Here is a 20613-nt window from a genome sequence, read left to right on the forward strand (position 1 = left end):
GCGCCATGTCCGAGACCCAAACAGATCGTCCAAAGGATCGGCCCTGGTTGTTTCGCACCTATGCGGGCCACTCGACGGCTCGGGCGTCGAACGCGCTTTACAAAGGCAATCTGGCGAAAGGTCAGACAGGGCTTTCCGTTGCCTTCGATCTGCCGACACAGACAGGCTATGACAGTGATCATGAGCTGAGCCGCGGTGAAGTGGGCAAAGTCGGTGTGCCGGTCGCGCATCTTGGCGACATGCGAACGCTGTTTGACGAAATCCCGTTGGACCAGATGAACACCTCCATGACGATTAACGCGACGGCGCCTTGGTTGCTTGCGCTCTACATCGCGGTCGCGGACGAACAAGGCGCGGACGTGTCAGCCCTGCAAGGCACTGTGCAGAATGACATCATAAAAGAATACCTGTCGCGCGGGACGTATATTTGCCCGCCGCAACCCTCTTTACGGATGATCACGGATGTCGCGGCCTACACGCGCGAGCATTTGCCTAAATGGAACCCGATGAATGTCTGCTCTTACCATTTGCAAGAGGCAGGCGCGACGCCGGAGCAGGAACTGGCGTTCGCACTGGCAACAGCCACGGCGGTTCTGGATGACCTGCAGGGAAAAGTCCCGGCGGAACATTTCCCGGCTATGGTTGGACGCATTTCGTTTTTCGTGAATGCCGGCATCCGGTTTGTCACAGAGATGTGCAAAATGCGCGCCTTCGTGGACCTGTGGGACGAGATTTGTCGCGACCGGTACGGCGTGGACGACCCGAAATTCCGCCGCTTTCGCTACGGTGTGCAGGTGAATTCGCTTGGCCTGACAGAGCAGCAGCCAGAAAACAATGTCTACCGCATCCTGATAGAGATGCTGGCCGTAACGCTGTCCAAGAAAGCCCGCGCCCGCGCCGTGCAACTGCCTGCGTGGAACGAGGCGCTCGGCCTGCCACGTCCTTGGGATCAGCAATGGTCCCTCCGCATGCAGCAGATTATGGCCTTTGAGACCGACCTTTTGGAATATGACGACCTGTTTGACGGCAACCCAGCCGTGGACCGCAAGGTCGAGCAATTGAAAGAAGGCGCACGGGCGGAACTGGCCACCATCGACGGCATGGGCGGCGCCAATGAGGCGATCGAATACATGAAGTCGCGGCTGGTAGAGAGCAACGCCAACCGCATCACCGGCATCGAGGACGGGCAAACCACCGTCGTCGGGGTCAACAAATTCCAACAGGCCGAGGAAAGCCCGCTGACAGCGGGTGACGAGGCCATTATGGTGGCGGACGCAGATGCGGAAGCTGACCAAATCGCCCGCCTCGACGCGTGGAGGGAGGCCCGCGACGGGCGGGCGGTTGAACAGGCTCTGACTGAGCTGCGCGAGGCCGCGCAAAGCGGCGTCAATATCATGCCTGCCTCTATCAAAGCTGCCAAAGCTGGCGCTACGACCGGTGAATGGGGCGACATGGTGCGCAACGCGTTTGGCCAGTATCGCGGACCGACCGGCGTTTCGCGCAGCCCATCGAACCGCACCGAAGGGCTGGACGAGATACGCGCGCGGGTCGATGCTGCGTCGGACCGGTTGGGGCGGCGATTGAAATTTCTTGTCGGCAAGCCGGGGCTCGACGGGCATTCAAACGGCGCCGAACAGATCGCGGCGCGCGCCCGTGATTGCGGCATGGACATTACGTATGAGGGCATCCGGCTTACCCCCGACGAGATTGTAGAAGCCGCTTTGAAAGACCAGGCGCATGTTGTTGGGCTATCGATCCTGTCAGGTTCCCACATCCCGCTAATCCGCGACTTGATGGCGAAAATGAATGTTGCAGGGCTGGGCCATATCCCGGTAGTCGTCGGCGGCATTATCCCTGAGGAAGACGCGAACCGTCTGCGCGCCATGGGCGTCAGCAAGGTCTACACACCCAAGGATTTTGAGCTAAACCGGATCATGGAAGACCTTGTAACACTGGTCGATCCGCAAGGTATTGCGGCGGAATAAACCAAACTAGTCAGCGCTGTCGCTGAAACCAGCCTCCTTATGGCTGCCGTCACAGAACGGCTTGTTTTTCGATGCGCCGCATCGGCACAGAAAGGTCTTTGACTGGCTCGCCACTTTGCGCCCGGTACCGGTGGTGATCTCGACATTGCCGTCCACTTTCAGTGGGCCGTCCGGGATACGGATTGCTGCAATAGGACCGCCCTTTCCCTTGGCCTCGCCCGGGATGTCAGCTTCTGCGGGCTCCCCGGTTGCAGTGAAACCGCCCTCAACATGGCTGTAGTCGCAATAGGGTTTGTTTTTGGACAGACCGCAGCGGCAGAGCGTCACTCGCGTCACGGTCTCATCTCCATCAATTGTCACCTCGCCCGCCAATGCCAACGGCCCGTTTTCCAGCACGGCAATTCGGTTGATCTTTGGCGATGCCTCCGCCTGGCCATTTTTGTAACAGAACGCCAAAGCCCCCGAAGGGCAGCTGCGCACCATCGATGCGATCTCTTCCGCGGGCGCGTTGTCTGGCTGCACCCAAGGGCGTTGCCCGGGATCGAACACCTCCGGCAATTTAAGGAAGCAGTTCCGCGCATGGATGCAGAGCTGCATGTCAAAGCTCACGGTAATCTCTGCGCCTTCATATTCCTTGCGTCGCGACATTGGCACACCTCCTGGTCACTACAACCATGCCACAAACACACATTGAATCAATCACGACCCTGGGTTGAGTAAAACCCCGCTTGGCAATAGAACTGTTTGAGTCAATTGAAGAGTTTCAAATTTTTTGATGTTTTCCCAAGCCGCTGCTGACATTTGACATTATGAAGCCAACCCCGCCTGAAACGCTCGCAAATGCGCAGCCGCTGCCCCAAAAGCAGTCGGACTACGCCTATATCAGCGCTAAAGATGCGCGGGCTTTGGCGCGACGGTTGAAAGCATATAAAGATCCGATCCCGGCACGCACCTGGTGGGAAATCGCACAAACCGTTATACCCTTTGCGATCAGCTGGGGACTTGCGCTTTGGGCGCTTCAGATCAGCTACCCGCTGGCGTTTTTCTTCGGGCTGACGACGGGTGTATTCACCATTCGCATGTTCCTACTGCAGCATGATGTGGGCCACGGCGCCCTGTTCAAAACCGCGCGGGCCAATGACATGTTTGGCCGCGTGTTGGGCGTGATCACGCTCACGCCCTATTACATGTGGCGCAAAATGCACGCGAACCATCACAAGAATCTCGGCAATCTCGATGACCGCGACATTGGCGAGGTGCATACATTCACCGTGCGCGAATACCGCGCCCTTCCCCGCTGGCATCGCTTCGCCTACCAGATTTACCGAAACCCTATGTTTTTGTTCGGCATCGGCCCGGTTTGGCTGTTCTTCATCCAGCACCGGTTGCCTTTTGGCATGTGGCGCGACGGGTGGATTTACTGGCGCTCCGCGATGGGAACGAACTTGGCTATCCTTTGCGTTCTAGCTGCGCTTTACGCCTATGGCGGTGGGGCTGCGATCTGGCTGATTTGGTTCCCGTCGGTCTGGGTCGGTGCATCCGCCGGCGTGTGGACCTTCTATGTGCAGCACCAGTTCGAGGAGGCGCAATTCGACTGGCAGCCTGACTGGACGATCCATCAGAAAGCGCTGCATTCCTCGTCGCAATATGTGCTGCCAAAACCGCTGATGTGGGTGACTGCTAATATGGGCATCCACCACATCCACCACCTCTATGCGCGGATCCCGTTCTACCGATTGCCAGAGGCGTTGGAGAATGAGCCGATGTTGCAAGGCGCCTATAAAATGACGCTGAAAACGTCCGTCAAATGCATCTGGATGCAGCTCTGGGATGAAGAGACGCGGCAGATGATCTCCTTTTCCGACGAGCGGGCGATGCGCCGCGCACGGGCGGCAATGCCCCTTGCCGAATAGTCCATTGGGATAAAAAGCAGACAAATTCGACACAGTCTGCGCAAACTTAACCGTTTCTCACCACTTGAGCACTAAGAGACTGGGCGCAGGCACACGCCTGTTCTAACCAGAGAAAAACACTGGGGCCGAGAGCATATGACACAACACCAAGCGGCCTCGCAGGCTGAACGCGCGCGCAACTGGGTTCGCGAGCTGAAAAAATACCGCGACCCAAACCATGCGCGGTCCATTTTTGAACTATGTGTCACGCTTATTCCTTTCTTTGCTATCTGGGCCCTGAGCTGGTGGAGCCTGTCGGTGAGCTGGCTGCTGACGCTGCCTTTGGCTATCCTGAACGGGTTTTTCCTCGTTCGAATTTTTGCGATTCAGCATGATTGCGGACATGCCGCATTTTTCCGCGACAGCCGGGTCAGCAACTGGGTCGGGCGCGCTTTGGGCGTCTTGACGCTGACCCCTTATGACGTCTGGCAGAAGGTGCACTCCGTACATCACTCGAATTCCGGTAATCTCGACCGGCGCGATATGGGTGAGATTTTCACGCTGACCGTGGATGAATATGCCGCCCGCAGCTGGTTCGGCAAGCTACGCTACCGCGTCTATCGTAGCCCGCTCACGCTTTTCTTGCTAGGACCGGGCTATTTGTTCTTCTTGCAGAACCGCCTGCCGGTGGGGCTTATGCGCGCCGGGTTCAAGTATTGGCTGTCAGCAATGGGCACCAACGCCGCGATCTTTTTGATCTTGGGAACAGTGATTTACTTTGGTGGTCTTGCACCAATCCTGCTGATCTTTGTTCCGACCACATTGGTTGCGGCCACGCTCGGGGTCTGGCTGTTTTACGTCCAGCACCAGTTTGAAGATACGCATTGGGACAGCACCAGCGAATGGAAGGTGCATGATGCAGCACTTCACGGCAGCTCGCACTATGTGATGCCGGCCCCGTTGCAATGGCTCACCGCCAATATTGGCGTCCATCACGTTCATCATCTCTATAGCCGTATCCCATTTTACCGGCTGCCCGAAGTCTTGCGCGACCATGCAGAGCTGGCACAAATCCAGCGGCTGACCATCCTTGAAAGCTTCGCGACCGCACGGCTTCATTTATGGGATGAAGGACAGCGGCGCTTGTTGTCTTTCCGTCAAGCCCGGATGTTGCCTCAAAAAACCTAAATTGCGGTTCCGCACCGGATCAGGCTTGCTATAATTGGAGCGACCAAAGCTGCAGGAGCACCAAGCCATGACTATTCACATTGGCGCCAAGCCTGGCGACATTGCCGAAACCGTTCTGCTCCCAGGTGATCCTTACCGCGCAAAATGGGCGGCTGAAACGTTCCTGGACGATGTCAAACTGGTCAATGAAGTCCGCGGCATGTTGGGATTTACCGGCACGTGGCGCGGCAACCGCGTCACCATCCATGGGTCCGGCATGGGGATGCCTTCGCTGTCGATTTACGTCAACGAACTGATCAGCGACTACGGCGCACAAACCCTCATCCGCATCGGATCGTGTGGCGGCATGCAAGACAAAGTGGGGATCCGTGACGTGATCTTGGCGATGACGTCAAGCACGCTGAACACACCGTCCTCAGGCATTTTCAAAGAACTCAATTTTGCCCCCTGCGCGGATTGGGAGCTGTTGCAGGCCGCTTTTAACGCTGCCTCTGCAAAAGGCACGAAAACACATGTGGGTGGAATCTATTCAGCGGACGTCTTTTATGATGAACGCCCCGACCTGAACAAAGAAATGACGCGGCATGGCATTCTTGGTGTCGAGATGGAGGCGGCCGAACTCTATAATCTCGCCGCACGTCATGAAAGGCGCGCCCTGGCCGTCCTGACGGTTTCCGACCATCTGATCACGGGTGAGGCACTCCCCTCAGAAGATCGCGAAAAAAGCTTCGGAGACATGGTCGAAATCGCGCTCGAAGCAGCCTTTGCCTGAAAGGCTCAATAGGCTTCGTTTTGTCGAAAATACTCTTTGGGAGATGCCCTCGCGGCGGGGCGTGAAACGCCCCAAGAGCGAAATAATACATGTCGCGCGCAAGCGCGGCCGGCAGGCATAGCTAAGTCCCGTGCGTGCGATCGTAGCCGTTTTTGGTCGGTGGCCCCCACCCATCCAGACCACCATCAGATGCTGCAAAGACCTCAACCAGCAATGGGTAACACGCTGCAGAATCGCTGGAATGCTCGGCAGAACAATCACCACCTGGACAGGCGCTGAGTACACCGAGCAGGTCAATTTCGGCAAAGAACTCTAGGAAATCTCCAGGCCTTACCGGGCTCCCTTTCATAAAATATTGGCCCGTATCTCGGGTAAACCCCGTGCACATGAACACATTGAGCACATCGTGCACATAAGGCTCCACCTCGTGACGTGGCAATCCAGTTTCGTCCGCCAGGGCACGCGTCAGATCTCGAATGGCAACAGTGATGGTATTGCCCGCCCGAAAGCAGGTTATGGGTATAGGGGTCGCATCGCGTGCCGATGACATCGTGGACAGAACCCCCGAATTGGTCGATCCCGTACCATCCCAAAGTATCATGAGTTACAGTCGCCATTGGGCGCAGCGTCGGGAAGGATGACCACATCTGTTCCCCGGTCGTAATATGAGTGCCATGCAACGCGCGGGTCTTGCCCGAATAAAACCGCTCCGATAGGTCATTTGCATTAAAAAGGTTGAGATCCCCAACCTGCGGCCCTTCGACTGAAGTGATTCTAAAGAAATATCCGGCGGGCACTTTAAAACTCGCGGCGTCGCGCGGGGCCACCAGCGTTTCGCCGGTCTTTTGAAGCGTTTTGCGTGCGGCTTGATAGAGCGCCATGTTAGGCGTGGGCAACGTATCGACCGGATAGCAAATCACAGGCGCGCGCGCTTGCCGGGCATCTGCGTCATCGGGGCGGTGGGACATATCAAGCTTCCTAAATTCCGGGGCCGGTCCAATCACTAAAAAGGCCCGCCACGCAAAGCGCAACGGGCCGTTGTCACAAAATGAGTTTTCGCTAGACGGTCCGCTCGACCATCATCTTTTTGATCGCGCCGATTGCCTTGGCAGGGTTCAACCCTTTGGGGCAGGTTTTGGTGCAATTCATGATCGTATGGCAGCGATACAATTTGAACGGGTCTTCGAGTTGGTCAAGCCGCTCGCCGGTTGCCTCATCCCGCGAGTCAATGATCCAACGATAGGCATGCAGCAGCGCCGCTGGCCCAAGATATTTGTCGCCGTTCCACCAGTAGCTGGGGCATGAGGTCGAGCAAGAGGCGCACATCACGCATTCATAGAGACCATCAAGCTTCTTGCGGTCTTCAATGGACTGGCGCCATTCCTTCTGGGGACGGTTCGTCGCTGTCTCCAGCCACGGCATGATCGACGCATGCTGCGCGTAGAAATGCGTCAGGTCCGGGATAAGGTCCTTGACCACGGGCATATGCGGCAGCGGATAAATCTTCACATCGCCCTTAATCTCATCCATGCCGTAGATGCAGGCCAGCGTGTTGATCCCGTCGATATTCATCGCGCAAGATCCACAGATGCCTTCGCGGCAGGAGCGGCGGAAGGTCAGCGTTGGATCAATCTCATTTTTGATCTTGATCAGCGCGTCCAGCACCATCGGCCCGCATTTATCCATATCGACGAAATACGTATCGACCTGAGGTGTTTTGCCGTCATCAGGGTTCCATCGGTAAATCTGGAACTTGCGCACATTCTTTGCGCCCTCGGGCTTCGGCCAGGTTTTACCCGTTGTGATACGGGAATTTTTCGGCAGGGTTAGTTGAACCATCTTTAGGCTCCTTACACGTTCAGGAACGGCGACAAGCCGTCCTTCACCAAACATTGGATTGTTTCTTTGCGCGTGGCGATGCGCACGACCAGCTCCGCGTCGGTTTGGCTAACCGTCGACGTCGCGCCCGCCTTGGCAAGCTGCAAAATCTCACCGGCCGATGCGTTGTCGATCACGCAATTTGTAGCGGGCTCCAACGGCACGCCGGGGAAACGTTCCGACACAACGGGGTTCACAACCTTACGCGCTTGATCGCGGGCAATTTGGTCGGCCAACCCGTTATCGCCGCAAGCGGACACCACCAGCAAGCTCGCGAGTATTGAAAAGGACCGGATCAATAGACCCGCGCCTTTGGTGCGATTTTTTTCAGGTCAATACCGCCCTCATTGTGCGAAGTCAGCGGTTCAAGATGGACGCCGCGGTAGCCTAGAGATGCTTTTTGCCCTTTGAACCAAGTCAGCGAGTGCTTGCGCCAGTTCTTGTCATCGCGGTCGGGGTAGTCCTCATGCGCATGCGCGCCGCGGCTTTCTTTGCGGGCTTCAGCCGAGACAACGGTCGCCACAGCGTTTGGCATCAGGTTTGCCAGCTCCAACGTCTCCATCAGGTCGGAATTCCAAACGAGGGAACGGTCAGAGACCTCCAAATCGTCCAGCTTATCGGCCACGCCTTCCATCTTCTCAACGCCTTCGGCGAGGGTTTTGTCGGTGCGGAACACAGCGGCGTCGGATTGCATGGTCGTCTGCATTTCCAAGCGCAGCTCTGCCGTGGGCACTTGGCCTTTCGCATAGCGCAGATTGTCAAACCGGTCCAAAGCGCGTTGCAGCGAGACCTTGTTTATGCCGGGGTTCGGCGCTTCTGGATCAACGACTTTTGCGGCCTTGATCGCAGCGGCACGGCCGAACACAACCAGATCGATAAGTGAATTGGAGCCCAAGCGGTTGGCGCCGTGCACGGATGCGCAACCCGCCTCACCGACAGCCATCAGGCCCGGGGCGACGCGGTCGGGATCATCTTTGGTCGGGCTCAGCACTTCGCCCCAATAATTCGTGGGAATGCCGCCCATGTTGTAGTGAACCGTCGGCAGAACTGGGATCGGTTCTTTCGTCAGATCGACGCCCGCAAAGATACGCGCGCTTTCCGAGATGCCGGGCAAGCGCAGTGCCAGTGTTTCAGGCGGCAGATGGTTGAGGTGCAAGTGGATATGATCGCCATTGTCACCGACACCACGCCCTTCGCGTATTTCCATGGTCATACAGCGCGAGACCACATCGCGCGACGCCAAGTCCTTATAGGTCGGCGCGTAACGTTCCATGAAACGCTCGCCTTCGGAATTTGTCAGATACCCGCCTTCGCCGCGCGCGCCTTCAGTGATGAGGCAGCCCGCGCCGTAGATGCCGGTGGGGTGGAATTGAACGAACTCCATATCCTGCAATGGCAGGCCCGCGCGCGCGACCATCCCGCCGCCGTCGCCGGTGCAGGTATGCGCGGATGTCGCAGAGAAATAAGCCCGGCCATAGCCGCCGGTCGCCAGCACAACCATTTTGGCCGAGAACAGGTGCAACGTGCCATCATCAAGTTTCCAGCACAGCACGCCCTGACACACGCCGTCGTCCGACATGATCAGGTCGATGGCGAAGTATTCAATGTAAAACTCGGCCTTTTCCTTCAAAGATTGGCCGTAAAGCGTGTGCAGAATGGCGTGACCGGTCCGGTCAGCCGCGGCGCAGGTGCGTTGCACCGGAGGGCCTTCGCCAAATTCGGTTGTGTGTCCGCCGAATGGGCGTTGATAAATCTTGCCCTCTTCCGTGCGAGAGAAGGGCACGCCGTAATGCTCGAGCTCATAGACCGCCTTAGGGGCTTCACGCGCGAGATATTCCATCGCGTCGGTATCGCCCAACCAGTCGGAACCCTTGACCGTGTCATACATATGCCACTGCCAATTGTCGGGGCCCATGTTGGACAAGGACGCCGCGATCCCGCCTTGTGCGGCGACGGTGTGCGAACGTGTCGGGAAAACCTTGGTGACGCAGGCCGTGCGCAGGCCTTGTTCCGCCATGCCAAGCGTGGCGCGCAACCCTGCGCCGCCCGCACCGACAACGACGACATCGTATTCGTGGGTCTCATATTCGTATTCAGCAGCCATGTCTTTGCTCCGAGATTAAAGGGCCCATGCCTTAAAGCGCCAGCCGCGCGATAGCGAAAAGGCCGGTCGCGGCGAGCGCGTAGCTGAGGCAGATCATCAGGATGATCGCCACTTTGCGGGCGGTGCCGTGTACATAGTCTTCGATCAAGACCTGCGCACCGTTTTTGAAATGCATCATCGACACCGCGATGGTTAGCGCTGCGACAATGGCCGGGAATGGACGGGAAAAATATGCTGCGACCTCTTGGTAGGGAGCGCCGAGGATCGACCCGAAGGTAAATATGAAAAGCGGTACCAGAATTGCCAGCCCAACAGAGCTGACCATCATGGACCAGTGATGTTCGGTCCCGGTTTTGGCAGAGCCAAGCCCGGCGGCGCGTTTACGGTCGGTAAGATAAGCCATGCTGCGCGCTCCCTAAATCACAATGACGGTGAAAATTGTCAGAACCAGCGAGCCCGCGATGACAGCGTATCCCAGCTTTTCGGCTGTCTCCAACTCGAAGCCGTGGCCGCTGTCCCAGATTAGGTGCCGGATGCCGGCACAGAAATGGTACCACAACGCCCAGAGCGACAGGAACAAGACCAAGTCGCCGAACCACGATGTCAGCACGCCATTCGCAATCGCGAAATACTCTGGGCCAGAACTGGCAGCCAAGAACCACCATATCACCAGAATTGCCGCGACAATGAGCGCGTTTCCAGTGATCCGCGTCAGGATCGAGGTCATTGATGTCAACTGAGGCCGGTAGATCGTGAGATGTGGGGAGAGCGGCCGGTCCCCCCGGTTGACGTCTGCCATGAGCGCGTCCTTCGTGTTGGCTACGATATTTGCTTACACTGGTTTATCCGATTTGAGCGCAGAGTCACGCGCCGCGTCGTTGTTTTTCCAACTTTATCTGCGGCAATTCGACCAAATCCTATAGAATGTGATCACTGAATTTTAACTCGTGATCACAAATTGCCGTCTTGGCGATCCGTTGCCCGATAGGACAGCTGCTTTGTGATCTCGCGCAGAAGCTTGCGTCGGATCGCATCCGGATATTCCTGAAAATCGGCAGCCCGGATGGCGAAAGCGCCGGGCCCCATGATCACCTGCTCACGAAAATAGGCGGTGAGCCCTTTGTCGTAGGCTTCAATCGCCAAAGCGTTCACGGTTATTCCTGCCGCGCGCAGACCGTGATGCAAATCGGGCGGGCGCACCCCTTCATTGGAGCGACCGTCGCCTGAGACATCAATGACGCGACGCCCGCAATGAGGTACTTCGTCAAATTGCGATCGCGCGAAATTCAACGCCTCACCCAAAGCGGTCGAAAAATTGCGCCAGATGCGCTGATCGACCTCAATCTCATCGGCCAGCCGGTCGGTGTCATCGAAATTGCGGATATGGGTCCATGGAACGGAGACGCGGTGCCGCCCCCTGCCTGTCCATTGGATCACCTGAACGGCGGCTTCCTTAAGCACCAACGCCTCAGATATTGCGCCGTCGCGCATCGCCTCGGCCAGCCCGCGCATTTGAATGTCAAACTCAGACGTATCAACCGAGCCGGATACGTCGACCGCGAGGATCAGCGCCAGTTCGCAAGCCCGCGCGGCGGGTGGCGTCAGCCCGATCACCGCGCCCAATACTATGCCTCGCACCCAGTTCATTGGGCGAGCCTAGCTGCTTGGTCACGAATTTCACCAGTATTTTTACGCCACCACGCAAGCGTGATCCGCGGCGCTTAGGTCGCGATGAGTTTGCAAACCGTCGGGTGAATGCCCCGGCGGGTCTGCCCTATTTCGAAAAATGTGGTGCGAAATCCCATCTCGTCGAAACGTTGCAGCTTCATCCATGCCTCACGCGCGGCGGCGATCATGTCTTTATTATTGGCGGTTTCGACCGGTAATGGGTTGAAGCCGACCACGACTGTGCCGCGCGAAATACGACAGAACTCCCGGATTGTGTCGAGCCACCCTTCAGGGCCGGTATAGGCCTCAATTGCTTGGAAACAGCACACAACGTCAAAGCTTTTATCATCGAACGGGTAACTGCGCAGACCGCCGTCAAAGAGACGCACATCGAGCCCGAGCGATTCAATAATCGTCTGATAGGGCCAGCCCGGGACAACGTCAGCCGTTGGGCGGCCATGCGGCTTGGCGCGCAGATCGCGCAGCATAATTTCGTGCCAGGGCTTGGTGACGCCCTTGTGTTTGACGACCTCCTTGCCTTCGACAGTCCAAGCATAATCGGTGCCGACGCAGCGATGCCCAAAGTGCTTCCAGATCTCCAGCATGGCACCATGCGCCGTCGAAAATTCAAGGATATCAAGTGGTTTGCCGGACATCAGTGTCTCGGGCATGTGATGGTTTATCCGGGTCCAAGCACGCATGCAATTTTGCTCGCGGACAAGGTATTTCCACATTGTTTCGGTGATCCGGTCCTCGGAATATTCCCCAAGCCGGTAGTTTTCCGTAAATTCCACCGGGATTGCCGGTGTCCATTCGGACCGTTCCGCAAGTTCAAATACTCTCATGTGCCACACCGGGCTGCATACGCACCCCGCCCCAACCTGTTTTCACGCGACCGGGATCGCAGAAAGGCCAGTCAAATTAGCGACCGGAAAGCGGCAATTTGAGGGAATTTTCGGGTGTCAGCGCGGCATCAGCGCCCAATAGTCAAGGTCCAGAAGGACGTCGGGCAAGTACTTTCCGTCTTCGCCTTTCAACGCAAACGGCGCCGCCCCCACCTTTTGCGCGACCAGACGCAGCCGGATCGCGCCGACGCTTGGCACTGGCGTTTCCGCGACCTCAAGCACTTCGGACCAGGCACGGATGGTGTCGCCGCTGAAGCACGGATTGGCATGCGCGCCCGCGTTCAGCCCTACAATCATCTGGGCATTGGCCAGCCCGTTAAAGCTAAGCGCACGGGCCATGGAAATCACGTGCCCGCCATAGATCAGGCGCTTGCCATCCTCGCGCGCCGTCGCGTCGAAATGCACCTTGGCCGTGTTCTGCCAAAGCCGGGTGGCCAGCATATGTTCGGCCTCTTCGATCGTGACGCCGTCGACATGGTCGATCTTTTCGCCTACCTGAAAATCGCCAAGGCGGTGCGGCTCACCCGCTTGAGCGGTGTTATAAGCGCTGAAATCCAGCCCATCCGGGATCACCAAATCTGACGCAGACAGCGCGGCCGCAAGCTGAGGTATGACAGTCACGGGCGCAGCCGCATCGAGATCGCGCTTACGCACCATGACCCAGCGCACATAGCTAAGAACGGCCTCGCCATGTTGATTTTCGCCCGTCGTGCGAACCCAGACGACGCCGGTCTTGCCGTTGGAGTTCTGCTTGAGCCCGATCACCTCCGACCGGGAGGTGAGAGTGTCGCCCTGGTTCACGGGCTTCAGAAACCGTCCCTCCGCGTAGCCCAAATTCGCAACCGCGTTGAGCGAAATATCGGGTACTGTCTTGCCGAAAACGATGTGGAACCCGATCAGATCATCCATCGGCGCAGCGCTTAGCCCGCAATTCTGCGCAAATACATCGGATGAATAGATCGCATGACGCGCCGGGTAGAGCGCGTGATACATCGCCCGCTCTCCGCCTGAGACTGTACGCGGAACGCCGTGTTCTATGACCTGACCGATGCGGTAATCGTCAAAAAACCAACCAGCATTTGTTTTGGCCTTCGCGCCCATTACTGCGCCCCCAATTTGACGTCAGACGTGTAATCGCCTTCGACCTCTTTGACGACCGATTGGCCGCAGCGCATGACACCTGCCGCGTGGTCCCAAGTTTGCGTGGGCGATCCGTAAAGTTCCCAGCCTTTGTTGAGCGCCTCTGTCACCTTGTGGCAAAAGGCTGAGGTGTCTTCTTCACTCAGAAAGCGGTATAATTTCATTGGGTTAGCCTCCAAACGGTGACACGCCGAGCCATGTGTGAATAAGCGTCACGACGGTAAATAGAACCAGCGTGATCACGACCAGAATGATCTCAGATTTGAGCGGTGCGCGGGCGGGTTTGATCCAGACGCCATCGGCGCGGTTGATGATTGCGACGGATGCAAGCGCCCAAACCAGCAGTCCGCCAAACAATATGACCGATGCCAGATCGCCGTTTACCAGCAAATGAGCTACGGCCCAGATCATGAAGCCGGCCAATTGCGGGTGGCGCAGTTTAGTTCCAAGCCAGACCTTGTCTGTTTTGCGGGCAGAGGCTCCGAATGTATAAAACGCCAGCAACATCAAGAGGTTGTTGACATGGGTCAGCGCCGCAGAAGGTTGCCATACTGGCGTAAATTCCGCTGCGCGGTACCCGAACACCATCAACACAATTGACAGGACCAAAAGCAACGCAACCACACCTTGTGATGCGTCCCCAAGCGCGTCCTGCAATTTGCCGCGCAAGCCCGGCGCGAGCCGTTTAAGCCAATGCGCCGCCACCCAAAGCAGCAATCCGATGATTAGCAGTGCCATGTTTCAACCTCCCATTTGAGAAATCGCCTCGGCCTGTTCTAGCAGGCGTTGCGCAGTCTCAACATGCAGGTTTTCGACAATCTTTCCATCCACCACTGCGACGCCCTGACCGCTGGTCTTAGCCTGCTCATAGGCCTCTATGTGGCGCTGGGCCAACTCAAGCGCCTCGGGCGACGGGCCGAAAACTTCATTCGCTATGTCCAGCTGAGCGGGGTGGATCAAGGTCTTGCCGTCAAAACCCATATCGCGCCCTTCTTCGCACTCAGCGCGCAAACCGGGCTCATCCTTAAAAGCGTTGTAGACCCCGTCAATGCAAATCAAACCAGCTGCGCGCGCCGCTAGCAGGCAATGCTGCAAGCTGGTCAGAAGGGCCGGACGACCTTGCGAGCCGAGTTCCTTGGCAAGATCGTTCGTGCCCATGACAAAGCCTTGCATGCCGGGCAAGGTGGCCAGCTCAGCGGCATTGAGTATACCGCGCGGCGTCTCCATCATTGCCCAAATCTTGGCAGCCTGACCAAGCGCGGCACGCGCGGTTTCGACCATTTCTGCGGATTCAACTTTGGGCAACAAGACCGCGTCATGCGGCGTTGTCGCCAGCATTTTTAGATCAGCTTCGCCCCAGACCGTGTCAAATCCATTGATCCGCACGATCCGACGGCGGGCACCAAAATCTGGGCTTCGCAGCGCTTGCGCCAGTGTTTCGCGGGCGACCTCTTTTTCGTCCGGGGCGACGGCATCTTCCAGGTCGAAAATGATCGCGTCCGCCGGCAGGGTCTTCGCTTTTTCCAAAGCACTCGGTCTGGATCCCGGAATGTAGAGGACAGAACGGCAGAGGCTTGCGTAACGTTTCATAAGATTCACCAGTCGTTTTGTTATTTTGTTATCCAGCACATGCTGGCTGCGTCTGCAAGCTCAGATGTGCTGCAACGCAGAATATTGACAGAATAGCGTCAATTTTCTGCACTGGTTGCAAAATTCTCCGTTCTGCGTCCGCAAAATTAACCTTACATTTTCTCCTCTCTGCGCAGGCTGCAGGGGTCGGACAAGCGCGTCATTTCGCGCCTATACGGCACCACGAAACACTTCAAATCACGAGCCGCGCCAAACGCCTCGTGTTTCATAATGGAGCAGGCCTGACGGCGCTTTTGCGCCCCAAAAAACAAAAGGTAATAACATGAAAAAGCAGTATCTCGCGCTTTCGCTTGGTTTTGTTGCGGTTTTGGCCGCTTCGCAAGCGACATTCGCCCAAGGCAATAACCGCTGCGCTGAGCGCACCAAGGTCTTGGAACGCCTCGCAGGAAAATTCGGCGAAAGCCGCCAGTCTATCGGGATGGCCGCGAACAATAGCGTCGTCGAAATGTACGCCTCCGAAGAGACTGGCACGTGGACAATCACGGTGACCCACCCCAATGGTATCACCTGCATGGTCGCAGCGGGCAACGCCTATGAGGCGGTTGAGGAACAATTGCCGGCCTCGCTTGGCGATCCTGCTTAAGTCAGCCCATCAAAGATCAATTTGCTGCCTGTTACCAACAACAAGGCGTAGATGATCAAAAAGAAAATGCGTTCCGGCAAAGCACGGTGGGCATATACACCAACTGCGCATCCAATCAGAATTGGGGCAAGCAGGTACAAACCAGCTTTGAACGTATCGGCGCTGAAAACGCCCAACGCCGCGTAAGGTACAACCTTCATCGCATTGATTGCCCAAAATGCGAGCACCGTCGTCGCTTGAAATGAAGTTTTGTCCAGCCCTTTGCTGAGAAGATAAATCGCCGCGGGCGGACCACCAGCATGGCTCACAAAACTTGTAAAACCGGATACGATACCGGCAAACACCCCAACCCGTCGCGACAACTTCCGACCCGATGGGGTCAGCCAACCGCTTGCTCGCGCCATGTGAAACGCGACGAAGCCGACAGCAATGCCTCCGATCAGAACACGCAGCAAATCTGCGTCGGCGGCTTGATACAGCAAAGCCCCAAGCGCGACCCCTGGGATCCCGCCCAAGATAAGCGCCTTTGAAGCCCCCCAATCCCATCGGCGCCAAAACGGCTTTAACGTCGCAAGATCGGCGATCATCAGCAGCGGCAGCATCACCCCCAAAGCCGTCGCAGGCGACAAAAACAACGCGAGAATCGCCGTGCCGACGAAAGCCGGGCCGCCCCCGAAACCGCCTTTCGCGACCCCCACAATAAAGGCCGCCGGGATCCCAAGCGCGAAAAATGTGAAGTCGAATTGCATGTGCGCGACCTACGGACAAAACACCCTGATATTCAACAAGATTTGCGAAGACACGCAAATGGCACAAAAACAAACGAACGATTTCTGCAACGCAGCGCCCTTGCGTGCTGCCGGGCAAAGCGATACCCCTCCCCCCAACTTTAACCGACTGGAGACCATTTCACATGGCCAGACCCAAGATTGCTCTTATCGGCGCCGGACAAATCGGCGGAACCCTTGCCCACCTCGCAGCGCTGAAAGAGCTCGGCGACGTCGTCCTTTTCGACATCGCTGACGGCACGCCTCAAGGCAAAGCGCTCGACATTGCAGAAGCCGGTCCCGCAGGTCCGTTTGACGCCGCGATGAAAGGCACCACTGATTACGCCGATATCGCGGGCGCTGATGTGTGCATCGTGACTGCTGGAGTGCCGCGCAAGCCGGGCATGAGCCGCGACGACCTTCTGGGTATCAACCTCAAGGTGATGAAATCGGTCGGCGAAGGCATCCGCGACAACGCCCCCGATGCGTTCGTGATCTGCATCACCAACCCGCTCGATGCGATGGTCTGGGCGTTGCGGGAATTTTCCGGGCTGCCACATAACATGGTTTGCGGCATGGCTGGCGTCTTGGACAGCGCCCGGTTCCGCCACTTCCTGGCCGATGAATTTGACGTGTCCATGAAAGACGTCACTGCCTTCGTTTTGGGCGGGCATGGCGACACGATGGTGCCGTTGACACGCTATTCCACTGTCGCGGGTATTCCGCTGCCAGATCTGGTACAAATGGGTTGGACCAGCCAGGAGAAGCTTGATGCGATCGTGCAACGCACGCGTGACGGTGGCGCCGAAATCGTGGGCCTGCTGGGCAATGGATCAGCATTCTACGCACCAGCAACTTCAGCGATTGAGATGGCCGAAAGCTACTTGAAAGACTTCAAACGCGTTTTGCCATGCGCCGCCTATGTAGACGGTGCGTACGGGCTGGACGGGTTTTATGTTGGTGTTCCGACCGTGATCGGAGCCGGCGGCGTCGAACGCGTTGTCGCGATCAACATGAACAAAGAAGAGCAGGCGATGTTCGACAAATCAGTCGATGCAGTCAAAGGGCTGGTCAAAGCCTGTCAGGATATCGACGGGTCGCTCGCGTAAAATCGATTAAGAAACTATGACCAAAAAGCCCCGTAAATGCGGGGCTTTTTTGCTTTTTATGCCTTTGTTTTTACGATCTCGCATTCATCTCCATTAATTTGTGATCACAGCATTTTACAGCGTGATCACAAATGTCGGGTTTTTCTTCGGAACGCAGATTATTTGCTTCCATACTGCAATCGCAGCGTGCCACACCTTCTCCAACAGCGCATCCCAAGGAGAAGAGCTTTGAACATCCACGAGTATCAGGCGAAGGCGCTCCTTCGCAGCTATGGCGCCCCAGTATCGGACGGCCGTGTCGTTATGAAAGCCGAAGAGGCGAAAACGGCGGCTGGCGAGTTGGACGGCCCGCTCTGGGTGGTGAAAGCGCAAATACATGCAGGTGGTCGTGGCAAAGGGTCGTTCAAAGAAAGCGATGCAGGCGAAGCTGGCGGCGTCCGCTTGGCCAAATCGGTGGAAGAAGCGGCGTCCGAAGCGAAAAAAATGCTGGGCCGCACCTTGGTCACGCACCAAACCGGCCCCGTCGGCAAACAGGTCAACCGCATTTACATCGAAGACGGCTCTGGCATTGAAACCGAGCTGTATCTGGCGCTTCTGGTGGACCGCCAAACCAGCCGCGTTTCATTTGTATGCTCGACTGAGGGCGGCATGGATATTGAGGAGGTCGCAGCCTCCACGCCTGAGAAGATCTTGAGCTTTTCAGTCGATCCGGCGACAGGCTACCAACCCTATCACGGCCGCCGCATCGCCTTTTCCCTCGGCCTAAAAGGCGCACAGATCAAGCAATGCGTTGCGCTGATGGGCACTCTCTACAAGCTGTTCCTCGAAAAAGACATGGAGATGCTGGAGATCAACCCGCTGATCGTCACTGATGGCGGCGATCTGAAATGCCTCGACGCCAAAATGGGCTTTGATGGCAACGCGGTCTACCGCCACGCCGATATCGCCCAGCTGCGCGACGAGACGGAGGAAGACCCCAAGGAACTCGCCGCGTCCAAATATGACCTCAACTATATCGCGCTCGACGGCGAGATTGGCTGCATGGTCAACGGCGCAGGACTGGCTATGGCCACGATGGACATCATCAAACTTTACGGCGCAGAACCTGCGAACTTCCTCGATGTCGGCGGCGGTGCGACCAAGGAGAAGGTGACCGAGGCGTTCAAAATCATCACCTCCGACCCGCAGGTCAAAGGCATTCTGGTCAACATCTTTGGCGGCATTATGCGCTGCGACGTCATCGCCGAAGGCGTGGTGTCGGCGGTAAAAGAGGTCGGCCTGAAAGTGCCTTTGGTTGTACGGCTTGAAGGCACCAATGTCGAAGAGGGCAAAGCCATCATCAACAACTCAGACGTCGACGTGATCGCGGCGGATGACCTGAAAGATGGCGCGCAGAAAATCGTGAAGGCTGTTAAGGGGTGATTGGGCTTCTTAGAAAAGGTCCGGGGGACCTTTTCGCCCAATCACGGGCGGAGCCCCGGAAAACGCTCTCCGCTTCGATTTGTGCCGTGCTTGTCCTCGCGTCCTGCGGGCCGTCGTCAACGACGGAGCGCAACGACGTTGCGACTGCGCAAGCTATCGCTGTAGCTCAATCAGCCGTAGCCTCTTGCGCGAAGCACGCTCCGAACACTTCTATGATTGTTTCGGACTTGAAAAGTTTTGGCCTGATCGAAAGCACGGCTCCAGAAGTGATAGCTAGGAAGGAAAAGGTTCCAACTCATCAAACCTATAACGTTTTCGAAGGTACAGAGCTTGGCGTGAAAGTGAGTGTAAACTCCAGCAAAGGAGAGGGTAAAAGTATGAGCTGCCTTGTCGGAGTAAGAGGAATGAGCGCTGAACAAGGCGTTCGGGTTGCTGGGCCTTGGATCACAAAATTCCGTGCCGATACGAAACAGAAAAACGGTCACTTTCCAATACAAGGTGGTGCGGCTTTTGAATGGCGGAGTGTCGCTGAACGTAACTACACGCGAGTGGCAGTGGTTAAGAATCTGAAGTTCTTGAAAGCACCTGGTGCCGGGGTTTGGATAAACTATCGGACGAAAAAACCCGATGAAACACCCTATCCACAACGACTGACATACACTTTGCGAGGCTCAAATTGAGAATTCAACTCTCCTCGCAGGTCGGAGTTTTGACGACACAGCTTTCGGCCAGTTGAGACGTATAACTTTATGCTCCAAACCCCGTCATATCGCCCCTGCCCTGCTTGCGAAGAACCGCAGGCGAGCCCCATTGCGGACTATTCCCGCGATGAATGGGTCGTGGCGGCATGTGATGCGTGCGAATTCGTTTTCTTACGCAACCCGCCCGCCTATGAGGCCTTGGAGGAGGATTTCGCGTGGGAGAAAACCTACGTGGAGAAAAAGGCGGCCTCCAAAGGGTCGACCTGGTTCTCGCCTATTGGCCGCTGGTTGAAAGACAAAACCGGGTTGCGCGGACGCAAGCGCCAAGACCAGTATCGGCAGTGGTTCAATGACGGCAAAGTCATCGACATTGGCTGCGGGCTTGGTACGCGCATCCCTGAACCGATGACCCCTTTCGGCATCGAGCTGTCAAACGCACTGCATGCCGAAGCCGACGCCCGGATGAAAAAACGCGGCGGCTATTGCGTGCATGGCCCGGGCGCGGAGGCGATCTGGGAGTTCCCCGAAAACGATTTCGACGGGGTCATCATGAATTCCTATCTAGAGCATGAGACGGACATGATGCGGGTGCTCAAAGGTGCCGCGCGGGTGCTCAAGCCCAATGGAAAACTCTATGTGCGGGTGCCTAACTACGCCTCCCTCAACCGCCGTGTGATCGGCAAAACGTGGTGCGGCTTCCGCTACCCCGACCACGTCAACTATTTCACGCCCGACAGCCTCGCACGTGTCGCGAAGCAGGCCGGGTTTACCCTAAAAATCACCAATCCCCTGACGCTGCCCATTGATGACAACATCAACGCGCTGCTCAGCCCAACCGCCTAAGGAGCC

At 56.9% G+C, this 20613-nt stretch carries 22 protein-coding genes and 1 pseudogene; 9 read left to right on the plus strand and 14 right to left on the minus strand.

Features of this window, described 5'->3' with window-relative positions; translation table 11 throughout:
• The first annotated feature begins 5 nt into the window (after positions 1–5).
• Positions 6–1985 carry a methylmalonyl-CoA mutase family protein gene (locus ACZ1G7_RS08000; RefSeq protein ID WP_472663291.1) on the plus strand — a complete coding sequence of 660 codons (1980 nt, stop codon included), beginning with the start codon at positions 6–8 and terminating at the stop codon, positions 1983–1985.
• A gap of 6 nt (positions 1986–1991) precedes the next feature.
• Here ACZ1G7_RS08000 and ACZ1G7_RS08005 read toward each other — a convergent pair whose 3' ends face one another.
• The gene (locus ACZ1G7_RS08005) at positions 1992–2633 is read right to left on the minus strand and encodes a CDGSH iron-sulfur domain-containing protein (protein ID WP_472663292.1); all 642 of its coding nucleotides are present in this window, start codon (positions 2631–2633) and stop codon (positions 1992–1994) included.
• A 161-nt stretch (positions 2634–2794) separates the two neighbouring features.
• Between ACZ1G7_RS08005 and ACZ1G7_RS08010 the strand changes: the two genes are divergently transcribed.
• From ACZ1G7_RS08010 to deoD, 3 genes are all read left to right on the plus strand, one after another.
• Positions 2795–3898 carry a fatty acid desaturase family protein gene (locus ACZ1G7_RS08010; RefSeq protein WP_472663293.1) on the plus strand — a complete coding sequence of 368 codons (1104 nt, stop codon included), beginning with the start codon at positions 2795–2797 and terminating at the stop codon, positions 3896–3898.
• 135 nt (positions 3899–4033) lie between these two features.
• Entirely contained in the window at positions 4034–5065 is a 1032-nt protein-coding gene (locus ACZ1G7_RS08015; RefSeq protein ID WP_472663294.1) for a fatty acid desaturase, read from the plus strand.
• A 67-nt stretch (positions 5066–5132) separates the two neighbouring features.
• Positions 5133–5837 (plus strand): purine-nucleoside phosphorylase, encoded by a 705-nt coding sequence (gene deoD, locus ACZ1G7_RS08020; protein WP_472663295.1) that lies wholly within the window; start codon positions 5133–5135, stop codon positions 5835–5837.
• A 121-nt stretch (positions 5838–5958) separates the two neighbouring features.
• Here deoD and ACZ1G7_RS08025 read toward each other — a convergent pair.
• The 12 genes and pseudogenes from ACZ1G7_RS08025 to ACZ1G7_RS08080 form a co-directional block, all read right to left on the minus strand.
• Positions 5959–6805 (minus strand): annotated as a pseudogene (locus tag ACZ1G7_RS08025) (urea carboxylase-associated family protein).
• 91 nt (positions 6806–6896) lie between these two features.
• Positions 6897–7676 carry a succinate dehydrogenase iron-sulfur subunit gene (locus ACZ1G7_RS08030; protein ID WP_472663296.1) on the minus strand — a complete coding sequence of 260 codons (780 nt, stop codon included), beginning with the start codon at positions 7674–7676 and terminating at the stop codon, positions 6897–6899.
• Between the two features lie 11 nt (positions 7677–7687).
• A complete protein-coding gene (locus ACZ1G7_RS08035) occupies positions 7688–8014 on the minus strand; it encodes a hypothetical protein (RefSeq protein WP_472663297.1) in 327 nt (108 codons plus the stop codon).
• On the minus strand, positions 8011–9819 hold the full coding sequence (gene sdhA, locus ACZ1G7_RS08040) for a succinate dehydrogenase flavoprotein subunit (protein WP_472663298.1): 1809 nt from the start codon (positions 9817–9819) through the stop codon (positions 8011–8013). Before sdhA ends, ACZ1G7_RS08035 begins: the two co-directional genes overlap by 4 nt.
• Positions 9820–9850: 31 nt before the next feature.
• Positions 9851–10222, minus strand: coding sequence for a succinate dehydrogenase, hydrophobic membrane anchor protein (gene sdhD / locus ACZ1G7_RS08045; RefSeq protein WP_472663299.1), 372 nt, complete (start codon positions 10220–10222; stop codon positions 9851–9853).
• Positions 10223–10234: 12 nt separating this feature from the next.
• Complete coding sequence (gene sdhC, locus ACZ1G7_RS08050) at positions 10235–10618, minus strand: succinate dehydrogenase, cytochrome b556 subunit (RefSeq protein ID WP_472663301.1); 384 nt, start codon at positions 10616–10618, stop codon at positions 10235–10237.
• Between the two features lie 152 nt (positions 10619–10770).
• Entirely contained in the window at positions 10771–11466 is a 696-nt protein-coding gene (locus tag ACZ1G7_RS08055; protein WP_472663302.1) for a DUF1194 domain-containing protein, read from the minus strand.
• 74 nt (positions 11467–11540) lie between these two features.
• A complete protein-coding gene (locus ACZ1G7_RS08060; protein ID WP_472663303.1) occupies positions 11541–12332 on the minus strand; it encodes a class I SAM-dependent methyltransferase in 792 nt (263 codons plus the stop codon).
• Positions 12333–12449: 117 nt separating this feature from the next.
• A complete protein-coding gene (locus ACZ1G7_RS08065) occupies positions 12450–13493 on the minus strand; it encodes a MaoC family dehydratase (RefSeq protein WP_472663304.1) in 1044 nt (347 codons plus the stop codon).
• Positions 13493–13696 (minus strand): DUF1737 domain-containing protein, encoded by a 204-nt coding sequence (locus ACZ1G7_RS08070; RefSeq protein WP_472663305.1) that lies wholly within the window; start codon positions 13694–13696, stop codon positions 13493–13495. Before ACZ1G7_RS08070 ends, ACZ1G7_RS08065 begins: the two co-directional genes overlap by 1 nt.
• Positions 13697–13700: 4 nt before the next feature.
• Positions 13701–14270, minus strand: a complete 570-nt coding sequence (locus tag ACZ1G7_RS08075) for an NnrU family protein (protein WP_472663306.1) — start codon at positions 14268–14270, stop codon at positions 13701–13703.
• 3 nt (positions 14271–14273) lie between these two features.
• Entirely contained in the window at positions 14274–15122 is an 849-nt protein-coding gene (locus ACZ1G7_RS08080) for an HpcH/HpaI aldolase/citrate lyase family protein (protein WP_472663307.1), read from the minus strand.
• Between the two features lie 322 nt (positions 15123–15444).
• On the opposite strand from ACZ1G7_RS08080, the gene ACZ1G7_RS08085 reads away from it, so the two are divergent.
• Positions 15445–15765 (plus strand): hypothetical protein, encoded by a 321-nt coding sequence (locus tag ACZ1G7_RS08085; RefSeq protein ID WP_472663308.1) that lies wholly within the window; start codon positions 15445–15447, stop codon positions 15763–15765.
• On the opposite strand, the gene ACZ1G7_RS08090 is transcribed toward ACZ1G7_RS08085, so the two are convergent.
• On the minus strand, positions 15762–16514 hold the full coding sequence (locus tag ACZ1G7_RS08090; RefSeq protein ID WP_472663309.1) for a sulfite exporter TauE/SafE family protein: 753 nt from the start codon (positions 16512–16514) through the stop codon (positions 15762–15764). The genes ACZ1G7_RS08085 and ACZ1G7_RS08090 overlap by 4 nt on opposite strands.
• Before the next feature lie 164 nt (positions 16515–16678).
• Here ACZ1G7_RS08090 and mdh point away from each other — a divergent pair, with 164 nt between their 5' ends.
• From mdh to ACZ1G7_RS08110, 4 genes are all read left to right on the plus strand, one after another.
• Complete coding sequence (gene mdh / locus ACZ1G7_RS08095) at positions 16679–17641, plus strand: malate dehydrogenase (protein ID WP_472663310.1); 963 nt, start codon at positions 16679–16681, stop codon at positions 17639–17641.
• 228 nt (positions 17642–17869) lie between these two features.
• Positions 17870–19063, plus strand: coding sequence for an ADP-forming succinate--CoA ligase subunit beta (gene sucC / locus ACZ1G7_RS08100; RefSeq protein ID WP_472663311.1), 1194 nt, complete (start codon positions 17870–17872; stop codon positions 19061–19063).
• A 212-nt stretch (positions 19064–19275) separates the two neighbouring features.
• The gene (locus ACZ1G7_RS08105) at positions 19276–19743 is read left to right on the plus strand and encodes a hypothetical protein (protein ID WP_472663312.1); all 468 of its coding nucleotides are present in this window, start codon (positions 19276–19278) and stop codon (positions 19741–19743) included.
• A 69-nt stretch (positions 19744–19812) separates the two neighbouring features.
• Positions 19813–20607: a class I SAM-dependent methyltransferase gene (locus ACZ1G7_RS08110; protein WP_472663313.1), complete on the plus strand. Its 795-nt coding sequence runs from the start codon at positions 19813–19815 to the stop codon at positions 20605–20607.
• Positions 20608–20613 lie beyond the last annotated feature (6 nt).

This window comes from Litoreibacter sp. JB4-2, assembly GCF_055693445.1.